Origin of the sequence: Streptomyces sp. NPDC055955, assembly GCF_042270245.1 — a bacterium.
Lineage (GTDB): Bacteria > Actinomycetota > Actinomycetes > Streptomycetales > Streptomycetaceae > Streptomyces.
The window spans coordinates 740,398-758,154 of record NZ_JBHJYS010000001.1 but is presented as its reverse complement, the minus strand read 5'-3'; the positions used below and the strand labels follow the sequence as shown (position 1 = coordinate 758,154).

At 70.1% G+C, this 17,757-nt stretch carries 13 protein-coding genes; all 13 read left to right on the top strand.

Annotated elements, in window-relative coordinates:
- Positions 1–472: 472 nt before the first annotated feature.
- The 13 genes from ACFC96_RS03145 (at position 473) to ACFC96_RS03085 (ending at position 17,745) form a co-directional block, all read left to right on the top strand.
- Positions 473–2,338 carry a phage tail sheath family protein gene (locus ACFC96_RS03145; protein ID WP_376609851.1) on the top strand — a complete coding sequence of 622 codons (1,866 nt, stop codon included), beginning with the start codon at positions 473–475 and terminating at the stop codon, positions 2,336–2,338.
- 34 nt (positions 2,339–2,372) lie between these two features.
- A complete protein-coding gene (locus tag ACFC96_RS03140; protein WP_376251034.1) occupies positions 2,373–2,897 on the top strand; it encodes a phage tail protein in 525 nt (174 codons plus the stop codon).
- A gap of 159 nt (positions 2,898–3,056) precedes the next feature.
- Entirely contained in the window at positions 3,057–3,785 is a 729-nt protein-coding gene (locus ACFC96_RS03135; RefSeq protein WP_376609849.1) for a hypothetical protein, read from the top strand.
- The gene (locus ACFC96_RS03130) at positions 3,778–4,509 is read left to right on the top strand and encodes a hypothetical protein (RefSeq protein WP_376609848.1); all 732 of its coding nucleotides are present in this window, start codon (positions 3,778–3,780) and stop codon (positions 4,507–4,509) included. The genes ACFC96_RS03135 and ACFC96_RS03130 overlap by 8 nt, the downstream gene beginning before the upstream one ends.
- Positions 4,510–4,570: 61 nt before the next feature.
- Positions 4,571–5,401: a DUF4255 domain-containing protein gene (locus ACFC96_RS03125; RefSeq protein WP_376609846.1), complete on the top strand. Its 831-nt coding sequence runs from the start codon at positions 4,571–4,573 to the stop codon at positions 5,399–5,401.
- A gap of 33 nt (positions 5,402–5,434) precedes the next feature.
- On the top strand, positions 5,435–7,396 hold the full coding sequence (locus ACFC96_RS03120; RefSeq protein ID WP_376609925.1) for an ATP-binding protein: 1,962 nt from the start codon (positions 5,435–5,437) through the stop codon (positions 7,394–7,396).
- Positions 7,393–7,707, top strand: a complete 315-nt coding sequence (locus ACFC96_RS03115; protein WP_376251039.1) for a hypothetical protein — start codon at positions 7,393–7,395, stop codon at positions 7,705–7,707. Before ACFC96_RS03120 ends, ACFC96_RS03115 begins: the two co-directional genes overlap by 4 nt.
- On the top strand, positions 7,704–14,234 hold the full coding sequence (locus ACFC96_RS03110) for a DUF4157 domain-containing protein (protein ID WP_376609844.1): 6,531 nt from the start codon (positions 7,704–7,706) through the stop codon (positions 14,232–14,234). Before ACFC96_RS03115 ends, ACFC96_RS03110 begins: the two co-directional genes overlap by 4 nt.
- An 11-nt stretch (positions 14,235–14,245) precedes the next feature.
- A complete protein-coding gene (locus ACFC96_RS03105) occupies positions 14,246–14,992 on the top strand; it encodes a hypothetical protein (protein WP_376226700.1) in 747 nt (248 codons plus the stop codon).
- Positions 14,989–15,675 (top strand): hypothetical protein, encoded by a 687-nt coding sequence (locus ACFC96_RS03100; RefSeq protein WP_376226698.1) that lies wholly within the window; start codon positions 14,989–14,991, stop codon positions 15,673–15,675. The genes ACFC96_RS03105 and ACFC96_RS03100 overlap by 4 nt, the downstream gene beginning before the upstream one ends.
- A gap of 11 nt (positions 15,676–15,686) precedes the next feature.
- Positions 15,687–16,040: a hypothetical protein gene (locus ACFC96_RS03095; protein WP_376226697.1), complete on the top strand. Its 354-nt coding sequence runs from the start codon at positions 15,687–15,689 to the stop codon at positions 16,038–16,040.
- Entirely contained in the window at positions 16,033–17,172 is a 1,140-nt protein-coding gene (locus tag ACFC96_RS03090; RefSeq protein ID WP_376251046.1) for a hypothetical protein, read from the top strand. Before ACFC96_RS03095 ends, ACFC96_RS03090 begins: the two co-directional genes overlap by 8 nt.
- A gap of 36 nt (positions 17,173–17,208) precedes the next feature.
- The gene (locus tag ACFC96_RS03085) at positions 17,209–17,745 is read left to right on the top strand and encodes a phage baseplate assembly protein V (protein WP_376251048.1); all 537 of its coding nucleotides are present in this window, start codon (positions 17,209–17,211) and stop codon (positions 17,743–17,745) included.
- The last annotated feature ends 12 nt before the right edge of the window (positions 17,746–17,757 follow it).

The window sequence follows — 17,757 nt, the reverse complement described above, 5'->3', positions numbered from 1 at the left end:
CGCTCTTCGTACGTCTTGGCAGGACCGCGGGGGCAGGACGCCCTTGTGGACCGGCGCGGAGCCGCGCCGCCGCCAGAATTGTGAGGTACGTCAGCACATGGGTTCCCCTCCGCTGCACCATCTGCTGTGTGGAATACGTGAACTACCTGTTTCGACACGTGCACATCGTGTGCAGGTAGAACACGCCCCTCTTCATCGAACCGACTTTCGGGCTGGCGTGAACACGCCTTGCTCCAGCAACGCTCAACTCCCCAAGGTGGGTGGGCACTTGAGCATCAGGGGTCACAAGCATGCGTGCTTGACCCGGGCGGCCGTCCGTCCGGGGCACTGACGGGGGAAGCCGATACGAGGTGTGCGGACCGGCGCGGCACGACGCGTCCGGAGACCGCCGCGCGCCGCCTTTTGCCCTACCTCCCCCTCTGCCGCCTCTTGGTGCCTTTCACCCGGTGCCCGAGAAGGGATAGGAGGGGGAATGCCGACGAATGCCGTGAGTGCCGCGAGGCCGACTTACCCGGGCGTCTACGTCGAGGAGCTTCCCAGCACCACCCGCGCCATCTCCGCCGTGACCACTTCGGTGACCGCGTTCGTGGGACACACCCGGCGCGGCCCGCTGAACGAGCCGGCGCGCGTGACCGGATTCGCCGAGTTCGAGCGGCGCTTCGGAGGGCTGAGCGCGCAGAGCCCGCTCGCCTACGCGGTGCACCAGTTCTTCGGCAACGGCGGCTCGGTCGCCGTGATCGTCCGGGTCGCCAGGGCGGGCAGCGGCAAGACCGCCTGCGTCGTCCTGGAGTCCACCGACGGCCGCAGCGAGAGCCATGTGCTCGAGGTCCACGCCAAGGAACCCGGCGTGTGGGGCAACAGCCTGCGCATCGCCGTCGACTACGACACGACGTGCCCCGACGAGACCTTCAACCTGCGGGTCCACGACGCGAGGGGCGACGCCCGCGAGAGCTTCACCGGCCTGTCCATGGACGCCGGCAGCGGAACCTACGCGCCCACCGTGATCAACGCCGGGTCGCGCCTCATCCGCGTCGACGCCGTGGGCGAAGGGCGCCCCGACCCGTCCGGCACCGTCTCCAAGCCGTTCGGCCATGAACTGCCCGATCCGGCCGTCGACGTGACGGTGAAGATCGGTGACGTGGAGCGGGAGTTCAAGCTCTACGACGCCGACCGCGACGGCGAGGCCCCGTCCTCCGTGGCCGAGTTGGCCCTGCTGCTGGAGCGCAAACTGCGGGCGCTGCCCGACGCGCCGGGCCGGCACGCCTTCGCGGGTGTCGAGGTCACCGCGTTCGGCCGGCGCCTCCAGGTCGTCGCGGGCTCCACCGACCCCGAGGACGTCGTCCGCTTCGTGGGCGAGTGCGCCAACGACCTGGGCCTGGAGGCCTCGGTCAACCCGCCGGTCTTCCCGCTGGAGGGCGGCGAGGACGGCGAGGCCCCCGGTCCGCGCGACCTCATCGGCTCCGAGGCCGACAAGACCGGCATCCAGGCGCTGCGCGGGGTGGCCGACGTCAACCTGCTCTCGCTGCCGGAGCTGGCGTCGTACGAGAAGACCGAGGACGCGCTCACCGTCGTGTCCGCCGCTCAGCGGCTGTGCGAGGAGCGGCGGATCTTCCTGCTGGTCGACGCGCCCGCCACCTGGGTGAGCGTGGACTCGGCGCGGGCGGGCCTGTCCGCCTTCGACGCCGTGCGCGGCAACCACGCGGGCCTGTACTTCCCGCACCTGCAGCTCACCGATCCGGTCACCGGGCGGCTGCGTGCCTTCCCGCCGTCCGGGGCGGTCGCCGGCGTCATCGCGCGCACCGACGCCGAGCGCGGCGTCTGGAAGGCACCGGCCGGTACGGAGGCCCAGCTCGTCGGAGTGCGCTCCCTGACCGTCGATCTGACGGACCGCGAGACAGGGCTGCTCAATCCGCTCGGTGTGAACTGCCTGCGCACCTTCCCGCTGGCCGGCCCGCTGGTGTGGGGCGCGCGCACGCTGCAGGGCTCCGACGCCTTCGACGGTGCGTGGAAGTACGTGCCCGTGCGGCGGCTCGCGCTGCATGTGGAGGAGAGTCTCCAACGCGGGTTGCAGTGGGTCGTGTTCGAGCCCAACGACGAGAGCCTGTGGCAGCAGATCCGGCTGTCCGCCTCCTCGTACCTGCACACGCTCTTCCGCCAGGGCGCCTTCAAGGGCAGCACCCCGCGGGAGGCGTACTTCGTCAAATGCGACAGCGAGACCACGACGGACGAGGACGTGGCGAACGGCATCGTCAACGTGCTCGTCGGTATCGCGCCGGTCCGCCCGGCCGAGTTCGTGGTCGTCAAGATCCAGCAGACGTCCGGGCAGTTCGCTCTCTAGCGGCCCGGGATCCAGGGAGAGCTGAAGGAAATCGATGGCTGAGTTCACGGTCAACGCCCATCGCTTCGACCCGTACAAGAACTTCAAGTTCCTGGTCCTGTGGGACGGACGTACGGTCGCCGGCATCAGCAAGATCAGTCCGCTGAAGCGGACCACGGAGGTCGTCAAGCACCGCAACGGCGGTGACCCCTCCTCCCCGCGCAAGTCACCGGGGCGCTCGGAGTTCGAGGGCGTCACCCTCGAACGCGGGGTGACCCACGACCCCGAGTTCGACCGCTGGGCGAACAAGGTCTGGCAGGTCGGCGCGGGCCTCGGCTCGGAGGTGTCCCTCGCGGACTTCCGCAAGGACCTCGTCATCCAGGTCCTCAACGAGGCGGGCCAGGTCGCGGTCTCGCACAAGCTGTACCGGACCTGGCCCAGCGAGTACCAGGTGCTCGGCGAACTGGACGCCAACGCCAACGCGGTGGCCATCCAGTCGCTGAAGCTCGAGTGCGAGGGCTGGGAGCGGGACTACGAGGTGCCCGAGCCGGAGGAGCCCTCGTTCCTCAACCCGGCCTGAGCGCGTTCCTCAACCCGGCCTGAGCGCTCCGCAGGAAGCGCCGCGACGGGTCGTCGTGCATCTGCAGTGCCGTCGTGGCCGGCCGCGCGGTGGTTCCCCACGCCCCAAGGGCGCTGTTGAACCGCCGCGACCTGCGTGGCCGAGGGAATCGGGGTGGACATGGTGATCAGCGGGGCGGCCGAACTGCTGGCCGCCTGGGAAGCGGGACTCGGCGAGGCTCCGGTCGGGCGTGCGCTGCTGCTGCACCGCACGGCACGACCGGACGTCGCGGCGGAACGGCTGCCGGCACTGCCGGTGGGCGAGCGCGAGGCGGACCTGTTCGCGTTGCGCCGGGCGCTGTTCGGCGAGCGGATGCAGGTGCGCCTGGCGTGCGGGGCGTGCGGGCAGGACATGGAGTTCGACCTGGACGCCGGGGAGCTCGCCGGGTCGCTGGGCGGGCGCGATCAGTCGGCCGTGCGGGTGCGAGCGGACGGCTGGGACGTCGAGTTCAGACTGCCCGGCGTCGCCGACCTGACGGCGGCTGCCCGGGCGGCGGACCCGCGTACGGCACTGCTCGCGCGATGTCTGGTCTCGGCGGTGCACGACGGGAGGGCGGTGACGGCGGGGGAGTTGCCCGCGCCGGTGCAGCGCCGGATCGTCGAGGCCGTCGAGGCGGCCGACCCCGGCGCCGACCTGGCGCTCAACGTGGCCTGCCCCGAGTGCGGGGAAGCCACCCGGGCCGAGCTCGACATCGCCTCCTATCTGTGGACCGAACTGGACGCCTGGGCACGGGACGTGCTGCTCGACGTCCATCTGCTCGCCACCGCCTACGGCTGGAGCGAGCCGGAGATCCTGGCGCTCAGCCCGACGCGCCGCCGCTACTACCTGGAGCTGTGTGCGGATGTCTGACCCCGAGGCCCCTGGGGGCTCGCCGGACTGCGCCGACTTCTTCGATCGGCTGCTCGCGCGGCACACCGCCGCGCGGCCGGCCGCGGCGCGGGTACGGCCCAGGCTGCCCGGCCCGTTCGAGCGCGTCGAGGCGGTACGGGCCGCCGCGCCGGCACCGGACGAGGACGCGCTGCTGTGGCCCGCGGCCGCGCCGTCGGCCGTCCCGCCGCCGGACGTGCCGTCGCCGACGGTCGTGTCGGCGCGGACGCACACGGAACGGGAGCGGACCGTCGAACACACGGAGCGGGCGGCTGAGCCGCAAGGGTCGCGGCCGGCTGCTCCGGCCCACGCCGAGGCGCCGTTGCTGCGTCCCGCCACCTCCGTTGCGCCGGCGCCGCGACCGTTGCCCGACACCGGGCGGCGTGCCGCGGTGCGCGGGGAGCGGGAACCGGCACAGCCCGCGGTGTCCGTGCCCGTCCCCCCGGGCAGGGACGCCGCTCCCCACGCCGTGCCGGCGGCACTGCCCCCCAGCGCCGCCGGCCCGGCGGCGACGCGCGACGCCGTACGGCAGGCCGCGGCCCGGCGACCGGCACGCGCCACCGAGCAGGTGGTGCAGGTGCAGATCGGGCGGCTCGAAGTGACGGCGGGCGAGGCGTCCGGCGGCGGACGGCCGCGGACGCCCGCCGCGGGGAGGACGGGGGCCACCTTGAGCCTGGCGGAATACCTGGCACGGGGGCGCGAGTGAACCGCGAACACGGATCAGTACGACGACCGGCAGGGCCGAGAGGAACCGAGGAACTGACGCCATGAGCAACGCACTTGCCCTCGCGCATGTCACCCAGGCCCTCGCCCTGCTGCTCGAGTCCAACCTGGGGCCCGAGATCGACATGGCCGTCAAGGTCGAGCCGCGCAAGCCCCCGGCCGACCCGCCCACCGAGCCCACCATCTCCGTGTTCCTCTACCAGGTCACGCCCGACACCTCGCAGCGCAACAACGACCTGCCGACGCGCGCGGCCGACGGCACGCTGGTCAAGCGGCCCGTCACGGCACTCGACCTGCACTTCCTGATCACCGCGTACGGCGACGAGACGGAGCTGGTCGGGCAGCGGCTGATCGGTTCCGTGGTGCGCGCGCTGCACGAGACACCGGTCCTGCCGAAGGACATCATCGAACTCGCCGGAGAGAAACCGTACTTGGCGGGCAGCGATCTCGCCGAGTCGGCGCAGCGCGTGCGGTTCACGCCGACGGTCATGGACGTCGACGAGACGTCGAAGCTGTGGGGGATGCTCTACCAGACCCCCTACACCCTGTCGGTGGTCTACCAGGCGGCCCTCGTCCTCATCGACGGCCGGGAGACTCCGGTGGTGGGCAAGCCGGTGGAGCGGCCGGAAGTACGGGTGCTGCCGTTCGGGGCGCCGGGCGCGCCGGTCCCTCCTGGAGCGGAGACCGCTCCTGACGCGACATCGAACGAGCCTTCTCCGGGCGACGTCGTGAAGCAGGAGGCCGAACCCCCGGCCCGCCCGAGTACCAAGAAGGCAGCCAAGGCCCCTGCGAAGGCCGTCGCGAAATCCCCGGCCAAGGCCCCCGCACGCACGCGCAAGACAGCGCCCCGGGCCGCCAAGCCCGCGCAGGAGTGACACGGCATGGAGACGACGGGGGCAGGTGAGGGCATGGGGACGTACGAACGGAGCGCGGCGGACGCCGGCCCGGGCGGTGCGACGCTGACGGCGGAGATCCGGCGCGTCCTGGCCCGCGTCGACGCGCATGCGGCACGCGTCACGGAGGAGAGCGGCGGTGCCCCCGGGGCCGAGCTCGCCACCGCGCCCGGCGGCCCCGGCATCGCCCCGCTCGACGCCCTCGTCTCCTGCTTCGGCATCACGCCCTTCGAGCGCGACCTCGTACTCCTCGCCGCCGCCCATGAGGTGGAGCCCACGACAGCCGCCCGATGCGCCGCCGCCTGTGGTGACCCCGAGCGCACGTACCCCACCTTCTCGCTCGCGCTGGCCGCGCTGGCCGAGCCGCACTGGAGCGCCCTCACGCCCGTGGCGCCGCTCAGGCGCTGGCGGATCGTCGAGCTGGACGACGAGTCCCGGCTGACGACCTCCCGGCTGCGCCTCGACGAGCGCATCCTGCACTTCCTGCTGGGCTCGCCCTATCTGGACGCACGGCTGCACGGCCAGTTGCGCCGCACGCCGGCGCCTCAGGAGCTGACGCCGTCGTACGACCTGGCCGCGAGCCGGCTCGCCGAGGGCTGGGCGACGGCGGCGGACTCCGACGCGCCGCTCGTCGAGGTGACCGGCGGGGACCTGCGCGGCCGGGCCGACCTCGCCGCCGCGGCGGCCGCACGCTCGGGACTCGGGCTGTACTCGATGAACGCCGAGGACGTGCCGTCCGACCCGGCCGAGCGCGACCGTCTCGCCCGGCTGTGGCAGCGTGAGGCGGTTCTCCTGCCCTCGGCGCTGCTCGTCGAGGTGGGCGAACTGGACCGCGACCAACGGGCGGCGACCGAGTCGTTCCTGGCCGGGGCCGCCGTACCGGTGGTGGTGTCCAGCGAGGATCCGCTGCGCTCGGAACGGTCGTACGCGGCCCGGGTGGTCGTGCCGCGGCTGGACGACGAGGAGCAGCTCGGACTGTGGACCGGCGCGTTCGAGGGGGTGGATCTGGAAGAAAGTGAACTCCGTTCCCTGGTTGCCCAGTTCCAGCTGCCGCCGCATGTCGTACGTTCCGCGGCCGCCGCCGTACGCCGCCGGCTGCCGCACGAGGACGAGCTGGACGCCGCCGGACTCGCCTGGCGCGCCGGGCTCGACGAGGCGCGGATCGGCATGGACGAGCTGGGACGGCGGATCGCGCCGCAGGCCGGCTGGGACGACCTGGTGCTGCACGAGCGGCAGACGAGCGTGCTGCGCGAGATCGTCGCGCACGTGCGGCAGCGGGCAACCGTCCACCAGGAGTGGGGGTTCGCGGCCACTCTGCGCCGCGGCCTCGGCGTGACCGCGATGTTCGCGGGCGGCTCCGGCACCGGCAAGACGCTGGCCGCCGAGGTCATGGCGAAGGAACTCGGCCTCGATCTCTTCGTGATCGACCTCTCGCAGGTCGTCAGCAAGTACATCGGTGAGACCGAGAAGAACCTCCGCCGGGTCTTCGACGCCGCCGAACGCGGCGGCGCGCTCCTCCTGTTCGACGAGGCCGACGCGCTGTTCGGCAAGCGCAGCGAGGTCAAGGACAGCCACGACCGGTACGCCAACCTCGAAGTCAGCTACCTGCTCATGCGGATGGAGGCCTACCGGGGGCTGGCCATCCTCACCACCAACATGAAGAACGCCCTCGACACGGCCTTCCTGCGGCGCATCCGCTTCGTCGTCGACTTCCCCTTCCCGGCCGAGCACGAGCGGGCGGAGATCTGGCGGAGGGTGCTGCCGCCGCAGGCCCCCGTCAAGGACATCGACACGTCGCTGCTCGCCCAGCTCACCGTCGCCGGCGGCTCGATCCGCAACATCGCCCTCTCCGGCGCCTTCCTCGCCGCCGAGGAGGACGACCGGCTGCAGATGCGGCACATGCTCGCCGCCGCCCGCACCGAGTACCTGAAGCTGGAGCGCTCGCTGACGCCCTCGGAGGTGCGCGGATGGGTGTGAGTCTGCCGCGGGACCACGCGCGGAAGCACTCGCGGGACCAGGAGACCTCGGCGGTCCGTGTGGAGATCGGGGAGCTGGTACTCGACGGCTTCCGGGCGGATCCGGAGCGTGTCTCGGCCGCCTTCGAGAGCGAACTGACCCGGTTGGTGAGGCTGCACGGCGTACCCCTGGCCGCGGACGGTCCCCTCGCGGTCGACGCGCTGTCCGGGCTGCCGCCCCTGCCCGCCGGACTGTCCGCGCGGCGCCTCGGGCAGGAGCTGGCGCGTGCCGTGCACGAGGGGCTGAGCGGTCACGGGGAGGTGAGCCGGTGAGCTCGCAGACCCAGGGCTCCCGTGCGGAGCAGTCCGCCGAGCAGCGGCGCCGCAAGCGCAAGGAGCAGGCCGCCAAGTCCCGTGCGCCCGAGCCGAAGAACATCGTGAGCGGCGCCGGACAGCCCCTCGACCCGGGCCTGCGACGGGAGTTGGAGGGGCAGCTCGGACACGATCTGGGCCGGGTGCGGCTGCACACAGGCCGGGACGCCGGCCGGCTGACCGAACTGCTCGGCGCGGACGCGGTCGCGGTCGGCCAGGACGTCTTCTTCCGCGAGGGCGCCTACCGGCCCGGCACCGACGAGGGCCGCCGGCTGCTCACCCACGAGCTGCAGCACACGGTGCAGAACCCGCACGGCCTCGGCGCGCTGCGGGCCGGCCGCGAGCTCGGCGCGGTGAGCCTGCCGCAGCAGTCCATCGAGCGGGAGGCCGAGGCGGCCGCCCAGGCCCTCGTGCAGCCTGCTGTCTCCTCGGAAGCTCCGCAGGTCGAGGAGGGGCAGGCCACACCGGGCTGGCTGCGCTACGCCACGGTCGACGCCGACCGGATGCGCGCCGAGGCCGTCGACCCGGCGACGCTCGTGGACCGGCTCGCGGGCAACGTGCTGCGCTCCCTGCGTGGCGACCCGACCGACGCCTCCGGCCGCGTCCGGCTCCAACTGGCTCGTATGTCTCAGGAGTTGGAGGACGCGGTTGTCGATCGCCTCGAGAGCCGTCTGCTGACACCCGAATACGACCGTCTCCTGGAGATCGCCGACCAGGGCCGCCCCGGCCCGATCGAACTCCAGCCCGCCGAGACGCCGTTGCCCGAGACCGACCTCTTCGAAGAGCTCGGCGTCGAACGCACCCGGTGGCAGAAGAAGCGGGAGTCCGACCGGGGTGCGAACGAGAAGCGCGCCGCCGACGCCCGCGAGGAGACGCGGGACGCCGAGGCCCGCGACCACAAGAGCGGCAGCGACCGCAGCCGGGCCCGCTCGGACGCCGCCACCGAGGAGCAGGACGCCGCCCAGCGCACGGAGCGGGAGGACGAGCGCAACGCCTCCCGGCAGCAGGCGCGCGAGGAGGAGCGGCAGGACGACGAGCAGGCCGCCACCGACCGCGAGCGCACCGACCAGGCCTCCGACGAGCGCACCCAGGGCGAGCAGGACGGCACCGAGCAGGCCAAGGAGCAGCGCAAGGAACAGCGCGAACGCGAGGAGGCCGACCCGCAGCAGGCGAGCGCGCCGGGCGCCGACAAGCGCAAGCGGCGCGACGACCAGACCCAGCCGGGCACCGGGTCGAAGAACGAGCAGCCGGATCCGAAGCAGAAGGCCCAGCCCGGCCCCGTACGCCCGGAGAAGGTCGACGAGCGGGCCGAGCGGTCCGACTCCGCGCTGTCCGAACACGGCCTGAACGAGAAGGACGAGGACGGCGGCGCCGAGGCCGAACCGCGCGAGGAGGAGCGGCCGGTCGGCCTCGAAGCGGGCGCCGACCAGGAGATCGCGGGCGGCGAGGACGAGGGCGGCCCGGCGGCGGGCGAGCACGACGAACCGGCGCTCAAGCCCGAGGACTACCTGCCGGACGCCGACCTCGACCTGTCCGCCGTACCGACCGCGGACAAGCTGGGCCCGGGCGCCGCCGAACCGTCGCTGCCCTCCTTCCCCACCCCGCCGCCGACGAAGGCGGAGAAGGCCGAGCAGGAGCGGGAGAAGCGGGAAGGGGAGCGGGCCGAGGAGGACGCAGCCGGCGCCGTGCCCGATCAGAAGGCCCCCGGCCAGGACGAGGGGCCCGTCGAGGGCGAGGCCCCGCAGCCCGAGAACGGGCCCGCCGCACAGGCCCAGGACCGTGGCACCAAGGACCTCCAGGAGACCGAGAAGCCGCTCGACCAGGAGGTCGGCCAGGACCCGGCGACCCAGGACAAGGAACGGCCCGAGCCCGAGGCCGAGAAGCCCGACCCGGAGCAGCAGCAGGAGAAGGAGCAGAACAAGGATCCGGGGTCCGCCGACGGATCCCAGGCAGACGAGGACGAGAAGCCGGACGCCGAGGACGCGGAGGCGGAGAAGAGCGAGCAGCGGGATCGCACGGCCACGGAGCCCCGTACGGGCGCCGCGGCTCCCTCCGCTGCGGGCGGGCCCGGGACCGTGCCCTCCGTGGCGACCCCGGTGGCTGCTGCCGTGGCCAAACCCGCCGGTGCGCAGACTCCCAGGACGCCGGTCGAGGACCGCGATCCCTCGCCCGCCGCCCGGCGCGGTGCCGAACAGCCCCGGTCCGAGCGAGAGGCGCCGCAGGCCAAGAGCCAGGTGCCCAAGGAGAGCGGGCCCGGCGCCGCGCCGCGCGGACCGGTCGGCGCTGCCGGGAAGACGGGGCCGAACGTCGCCGCCGGACCGGGTGCCGCGCCCTCCGTCGCCGAGGCCGCGGTCAGCCCGGCGGCCGAGCAGACCGACGGGCCCGGCCAGACCTCTTCCGACACGGCCGCGCCCAGGCCCGAGGCGTCCCTGGAGAAGGGCGGCGGTGGCTGCGCGCCACCCGCGCCCGCGCCCGAGAAGGACGAGGGCGGGCAGGGCAGTTGTGGAGGGGGCGGTGGCGAGGCCGCGCCCGAGCAGAAGCAGGAGGAGCCGCCGGACGTCTCGGGGCAGGACCCCGAGGCCGCGGTGCAGACCGTGAGCAAGCTGGCGCCCGACCAGGCGGCCGCCGCCATGCCCGGGGTCGACAGGGCCGCGGACAAGAAGATCGGCGAGGAGCAGAAGCGGCTCGACGCCGCCCCGCCGACGCGGGAACGTCCTTCGGGCGCGCCGCAGACGCGTTCGGCGCCGCCCGAGGCCGCGCCGGAGGCCGCTCAGGTCACCGGCAAGGTGGAGCGGATCGGCCCGCAGGACCAGGGCGACAAGCAGAAGGCCAAGGGCGGTGACAAGGCCGAGGGCAAGGAAGCCACCGCCGACGTGCCGCCTCCGGCGGCTCCCGCCGTGCCCGACAAGGGGCTCAGCGAGGCCGAGGCGAAGAACGTCGAGGCGGCGGCCGACGCGGTCCCGACGACCGACCCGGAGCTGGAGAACAAGACGGTGGGCCCGGCGCCCAAGATCCGTCTCGAAGGCGCCAGCGACCCGACCCGGACCGACGACCAGGCCAAGGCACTCAAGGACAAGCAGTCCGATCTGCAGACGACGGGCCGCGAGGACGCGGCCAAGCCGCTCGGCGAGGACCAGATCTTCCCCAGCGCGCCCGCGGAACAGCTCCGTGGCAAGGCCTCCGGCGGCGCGGGCGGCGGCAAGGCGGGGGCGCTGGAGGCGACTGCCGCGCCGAAGGCCGGTGTCGGTGCCGTCGCCAAGCAGGAGAAGGGCACCGAGATCACCGCCGGCGCGGGCAAGGCGCAGGGCGACCTCGATGCCAAGGACAAGGAACACCAGCAGAGCGAGCAGCAGGCCAAGCAGGACAAACAGAACGAGATCAACAGCGAGGTCGAGCGCAACACCGCGCAGCAGACCGCGGAACGCGGCCGGGTCGCTCAGGAGACGCAGAAGCAGCGGCAGGACTGGCGGGACGAGCAGGACAAGAAGGTCGAGGACGCGGACAAGAAGTCCGACGACGAACACGGCAAGAAGAACAAGGAGATCGTCAGGGCGCGCGACGACAAGGACAAGGAGGTCGGCGCGCGCAAGGACAAGGACAACGCCTCGATCGACACCGAGCGCGAGAACGCCGAGAAGGAGGCCAAGAAGAAGAAGGAGGAGAAGAAGCCCTCCGGAGGCCTGTTCGGCTGGATCGCGGACAAGGTCGCCGATTTCTTCAAGGGCCTGCTCGCCGCGGTCACCGCGGTCTTCGACGCGGCCCGCAAGGCCGTCAACGGGATCATCGACACGTTCAAGACGTGGGCCAACCAGGCCATCGACTTCGTACGCGATCTGGCGGTCAACGCGATCAACGCGCTCGCCGACGTGCTGATCGCGATCGGGGACGTGCTCCTCGCGGCCTTCCCGGAGCTGCGGGACCGCTTCCGCAAGGCGATCGAGGGCCTGCGGGACGCAGCGATCGCAACAGTGAACCAGCTGGCGGACGGCCTGAAGAAGGCGGTCAACAGCCTGCTGGACGCCCTCGCGGCCGGCCTGAACAAGTTGCTGGACGTCCTGGAAGCGGGCGTCAAGGCGGTCATCAAGGCCTACCAGGCCGTCATCATGGGCGCGATCAAGTTCGCGCAGGCGGCGATCGAGGCGCTCGGGAAGTTCGCGGCGCTGGTCGCCGACATCGCGCCGGACCCGGGCGGCTGGATCTCGAAGGCCGGCAGCTCCGCGAAGACCGGCATCACCGACCACCTCTGGGGCGCCATCAAGGTGGCGGTCAAGGGATGGTTCGACACCAAGGTCGAAGGCATCCTCGGCCTGGGCAAGGCCGTCATCGACGTCCTGGTCAAGGGCTGTGTGTCGATCAAACAGATCGGCAAGATGGCCTGGGACGCGATCATCGCGTCGCTCCCGATGATGATCGCGACGCTGGTCATCGAGAAGGTCGTTTCGATGATCGTCCCGGCGGCGGGCGCGATCCTCACGATCATCCAGGGCCTGATGGCGGCGTGGTCGACGGTCAGCTCGATCCTGTCGGCGTTCTCGAAGTTCTGGGCCTATCTGAAGGCGGTGAAGGCGGGCCCGGCGGCTTGCCTGTTCGCGGAGGCGGTCGCGGCAGGTGTCGTTGCTCTGCTCGACTTCATCACCAACTTCCTTCTGCAGAAGCTGTCTTCGGCGACAAAGGGCGTAGGCAAACGCCTCAAGGGCATGGCCCAGAAGATCATGGACGGCCTGAAGAAGGTCGGGGGCGGGGCGAAGAAGGCGGCGGGGTCGGCGGTCAATTCGGCTCGGGGGGCGATGCGGAGGGCGAGGCAGGCGCTGGGCCGTCCCGGCACGGAGCGGAGGCCGAAGGGCGAGCCGTCTCCCGACCTCAAGTCCCCGGTGAAACCGAAGGACCACGCTACGCCTAAGGGGCCGGCGAAGAAGCCGGAGGGGGCGGAGGCGAAGCCGAAGGAGAAGGCGCCCGAGAAGGAGCAGGGCCCGGCCAAGGACCGCACCCCGGACAAGGACAAGACTCCCGAGTCCGCTCCGAAGAAGAAACAGAAGGAGATCGAGGGCCCCAAGCCGACCAAACCGAAGAAGCCCAAGTCCCCCGTGGGCAGGGCCCTCTCGAAGGCCAAGGGCGCGGTCAAGTCGGCCTTGAAGAAGGTCGGCAACGCGGCCAAGACCCTTGGCCGGAAGCTGAAGAAGTCGAAGCTCGGCAAGGCGCTCAAGAACGGCGCGTCGAAGCTGCGGAACTACTTCAAGAAGAAGAAGGAACAGCTGCGGGACCACAAGAAGCGTCAGCAGGAACAGAAGTGGCGGAAGCAGGAGCAGCGGAAGAAGGAAGAGGGCTCCAAGGCGTCGAAGGAAGAACGACTGAGGAAGATCGTCGCCCGTATTCGCCCGCAGTTGAACCGGCTGCTCGAGAAGGGTCTGCCGGCACCCGTGTTCGACGCGACGATGGCTGCTATGCGCGTGTGGAACCGGCTCACCAGCCTTTCTGCGCAGGGGTCCGAAGACTTCAATGTCGTCGCTACGCTGAACCCTTCCGCTCTGGCCAGTCAGGGCGAGTTCGAGATTTTCCCGCACGGCGATGAGGATCGAGTGACGCTGGAACTGCGTCAACGGATCTTGAGTGAACTGAATGGTAAGTACACGCTGGGTGAAATCATCGATACGTGCGAAAAGATCGAGCGGGAAGTTCTGGGGGGAGCCCAGAACAGGAGCAGTGGCGGGAAGAGGGCTTCCCGCGGCCAGAACAGCGTCGCGCGCTCAAGGGGCGCCGACAGTAAGCAGGCGGCAGCGTCCACGCGCGGAAAACTTGAGTGGAAGCCGCCAGTAGGCCCGTTCCGCAATCAGCAGAACCCGCCCATGGTCCCGGACACGATCATTCTGAACTACGACAATCCACGTAACATCCGTGGTGAAGCCGAGAAGACGGCGATCGGGCAGTTCCGTAAGGACGAGAAGATGACCCCAGTCCAGCATGTGGGGGATCAGACCGAGTACATGGACGAGTATGGCCGTAGTTATGTCAACACCCAATCGGGCGGCTTCGTTCCGCGGATGCTGCAACGCAACCTCGCGGTACGCGACAAGCGACCCGAGAAGGACGGCATCACGGCAGAGATGCCCAATCTGACGGCCACTCCCGGACGAGTGAAGCAACACGTCCTCGGTGCCAAGTCGGAAGCCGGCGGCGGGAAGAAGCGGAAGGGTAGAGGCGACCTCAAGAGGGTGACGCCGTTCACCTCCACTACGAAGTTGCCCGTGAATGAAATCACGAACGCGCAAGGGGAGCCTCTCGGTGGCGAGAACGGATGGGCTGAAATCGACCTACTCTACGTATCGCCAAGTCAGATATTCGACGTCACGCGCGCTTCCGTTCAAAAAGAGTGGGGGCTTGCTCAATTGGGAGTGAATGAGAGGCAGGCGCTTCAGGACGCGGTGCGAACGCAGGAGGTGCTGATTCATGGAATAATTCCACCGAAAGCCATCAAGGCAGTTCACGGGTAAAAGGGGACGGCATGTCGTTCGATTCTTACTACTGGCATGAATGGGATATTCCCGACCCAAGACTCGCTGAACTTCGCCGCAAACTTGCTTCCGGGGAGGGTGGGGTCGATACATTCTCCGAACTGTTGCGGAGCGACTCTGTCGTGGCAGTAGGTGTGGCTCTCGATCACTATCGATATGAGGAATCGCTCACCAGGTTCGGTCAGGGCAACCCGTTCGAGGAACTCGAGCCGATCATTCTGGAGGTTGCGCGCACGACGCTTGCGACACCTCCTCATGGAATGAGTTATGCGAGCGCATTGCGGGTGCTGGGGGATCTGGGTGACTCCGACGACTCGCGCACGATTGCCTCGATTCTGCGTACGAGCGCATCGCAGGAGGTGGTGAGCGCGGCCCTGTGGGCGGCTGGTGCTGCGCTGTCGTACACAGAGGAAGAGGATGAGGAGTTGGTAAGGGCGATTTCTGAGGTGATTTTTGACGAGTCGAGGAGGATGCAGGACCGCGTCGACGCGGTCCTAGCTTTCAGCCAGGTGGAGAACGAAACGGTTGGAATCATCCTTGCGAGGTCTGCCCGTGTGCCTCATGAGGAAATCCAGGTAGAAGCGTTGGCGCTCCTCATCGACTACTACATGGACTCGCAGCTCGAAACCGTTGAGGACGTTGTGAATTCCTGGTCCCAGGATGTTGGCCCCGTCAAGGAGCAGATCGTGCGCTCATTCAACGTGGCGAAAGCTGCCAGAGAGAAGAAGCTGTCATGACCCGCTACGCAGACATCCCCAAACCCATCCGCTCCGGCATAGTCGTCGTCAACCCCGACACCGGCACTCCCCAGCGCATCATCGTGCTGCAGTTCAACCCCGACACCCTGGAGCGCAGCATCGCTCCCCAGTCCGCCGGGGACAGCGGTGACAGCGGCAGCGGTGGTACCGGGAACGGGGATCGGAACGAGGCCCTGCGTCTCAAGGGCCCCGCCGAAGAGACCTGGAAGTTCACCGCCGAGATCGACGCCACCGATCAGTTGGAGATCGCCGCGCCCGACGGGATCCACCCTCAACTGGCCACCCTCGAGATGCTCGTGCAGCCCACCACCGCTCAGCTCCGCGCCGCCGGCCGGCTCGCGCAGAACGGGACCATTGAGATCAGTCCGATCGAGATGCCGTTGACGCTGTTCACGTGGGGGAGCAAGCGGGTCATGCCCGTGCGGCTCACCGAGCTGTCCGTCAATGAGTCCGCCTTCGACGTGAATCTCAATCCGATACGGGCCTCGCTGAGCATCGGGATGAAGATCCTCACCGTCAGTGATCTGCCGGCCGGGCACCGCGGTGCCGATCTGTACATGGCCCACCTCGCGCAGAAGGAGCGGCTCGCCGCCGCCGCGCGCGGCGGGAGTCTCGGGGCCCTCGGGCTGCCGGGTGCCGACGTGCTGAGCGGAAGGGGTTGACGGCCACCGTCATGGCTGACATCGAGTCTTATGAGAGTGCCCTGAGCGCGATACCCGGGGCCCATCCCTATCCGCGGAGCAGTCGGTACCACGACGTCGGGATAGGCGTGCATCGGCTTCCCGATGGGACCGAAGTGCGGTACGCCAAGCGCCGGTTGCTGCCCCCGCTCGACGTCCAGGAGACGCAGGAGCATGTCGTGGGGGCGGGGGAGCGGGCTGATCTGCTGGCCCAGCGCTTCTTCGGCGATCCCGGTCAGTGGTGGCGGATCGCCGACGCCAATCCCGTTCTCGATCCACGGGAGTTGACCGACGAGGCCGGACGGGTCATCGACATCCCCGAGCCCGGAGGGCACCGGCGTGTCTGAGCAGCCCGTCGGGCAGGGCCCCGTCCACATCACGCTCCTCATGGGGCCGAAGCTCGCCCGGCCGGTTCCGGCCGAGGTGACCGAGGCGTTGCTTTCGGCGCAGATCACGGCCACCGCGGGGGAGCGCAGCGGCTTTCAGATCGCCTTCGACCTCACCAAGACCGGGATCATCAACCAGCGGCTCCTGCCCGAAGGGTTCTTCGATCCCAAGACGCGGCTCATCGTCACGGTCAGCGTCCGGGGGACGACCGATGTTCTCTTCGACGGGCTGATCGTGCGTCAGGAAGTGGGTGCCAGCAACCAGCCCGGGCACTCCACCCTCACCGTCACCGGCGAGGACCTGACACTGCTGATGGACCTGGAGGAGCGCACCGCCCGGTATCCCAATCTCCCGCCCTCCGAACGGGTGCTGGCCATCCTGCGCCGGTACTCCGACTACGGCATCCGGCCCGACGTCTACGCCGAGAAGATCGCCCAGCCCCCACACCAGGATCTGCGTGTTCACTACCAGACCGGTACCGATCTGCAGTACGTCACCGAGCTCGCCCGCGCCAACGGCTACACCTTCTACCTCGAGCCCGGGCCCAACCCCGGCCGGTCCGCCGCCCGTTGGGGTCCCGAGGTGCGCCTCGGCATCCGTCAGCACGCCCTGAACGTCAACATGGATGCCCATACCACCGTCGATCAGCTGACGTTCGCCTACGACGGGACTGCGCGCGAAGAGCCGCAGGCTCGGTGGCAGGATCCCGGGACCCGGCAGTCCACTCTCCTTCCCCAGCCGCCCATCAGCCCCTTGCGCCCACCCCTCGGCCGCCGGCCCACCCCGGCCCTCAAGCGCAAGACCCTCTCCGGCACCGCCAAGCAGCAACGTGAGCAGGCCGAGGCCGAACTCCTCGCCCGGGCCGCGGTGTCGGCCGACGTGGTCTCCGGGTCCGGGTCGCTCGACGTCAACCGGTACGGGTACATCCTGCAGCCCCGCCAACTGGTCGGCGTGCGCGGCTCGGGGCGGGCCTACGACGGCGACTACTACGTCAAGTCCGTCACGCACAACCTGCGGCCGGGGTCCTTCCAGCAGAACTTCACCCTCTCCAGGGAGGGGCTGGAGGCGCGCAGCGACTACGTCCGGCCGTAAGAGCCCGAACGACCCACCGATCAGGAGTAGTTCAGCATGGCGGCACCCAACAACAGCTACCTCGGCAAGTTCCGCGGCCGGGTCGTGGACAACAACGATCCACTGCGCATCGGCCGTATCACCGTCGAGGTCCCGGACGTCCTCGGTGACGAGGCGTCCACCTGGGCGCTTCCGTGCCTGCCGTTCACCGGGCCCGAGGCCGGGCAGTTCGTGGTGCCGCCGCCGGGCGCGGGCGTGTGGGTGGAGTTCGAGCAGGGGGACCCCAGCTTCCCGGTATGGACCGGGTGCTGGTACGGCGCCGCCGAGGAGCTGCCGCCCGACGCGCGGCGTGAGCTGGCGGCGAACTCGCCCAGCAAGCCGGTCGTCGTACAGACACCGGCCGCGCACAAGCTCGTCATGAACGACACCGCCGGTGCCGAGCAGGGGATTCTGCTCCAGGCCCAGGGCGGCGCGTACATCCGCATCACCAAGGAGGCCGTGGTCATCGCGACCGGCGCAGGCGCCGAAGTCGTGCTCCGCGGCAACGAAGTGACCATCAACGAGGGCCAGTTGACCGTGCTCTCGAAGCGATAGAAGACGGGGGAA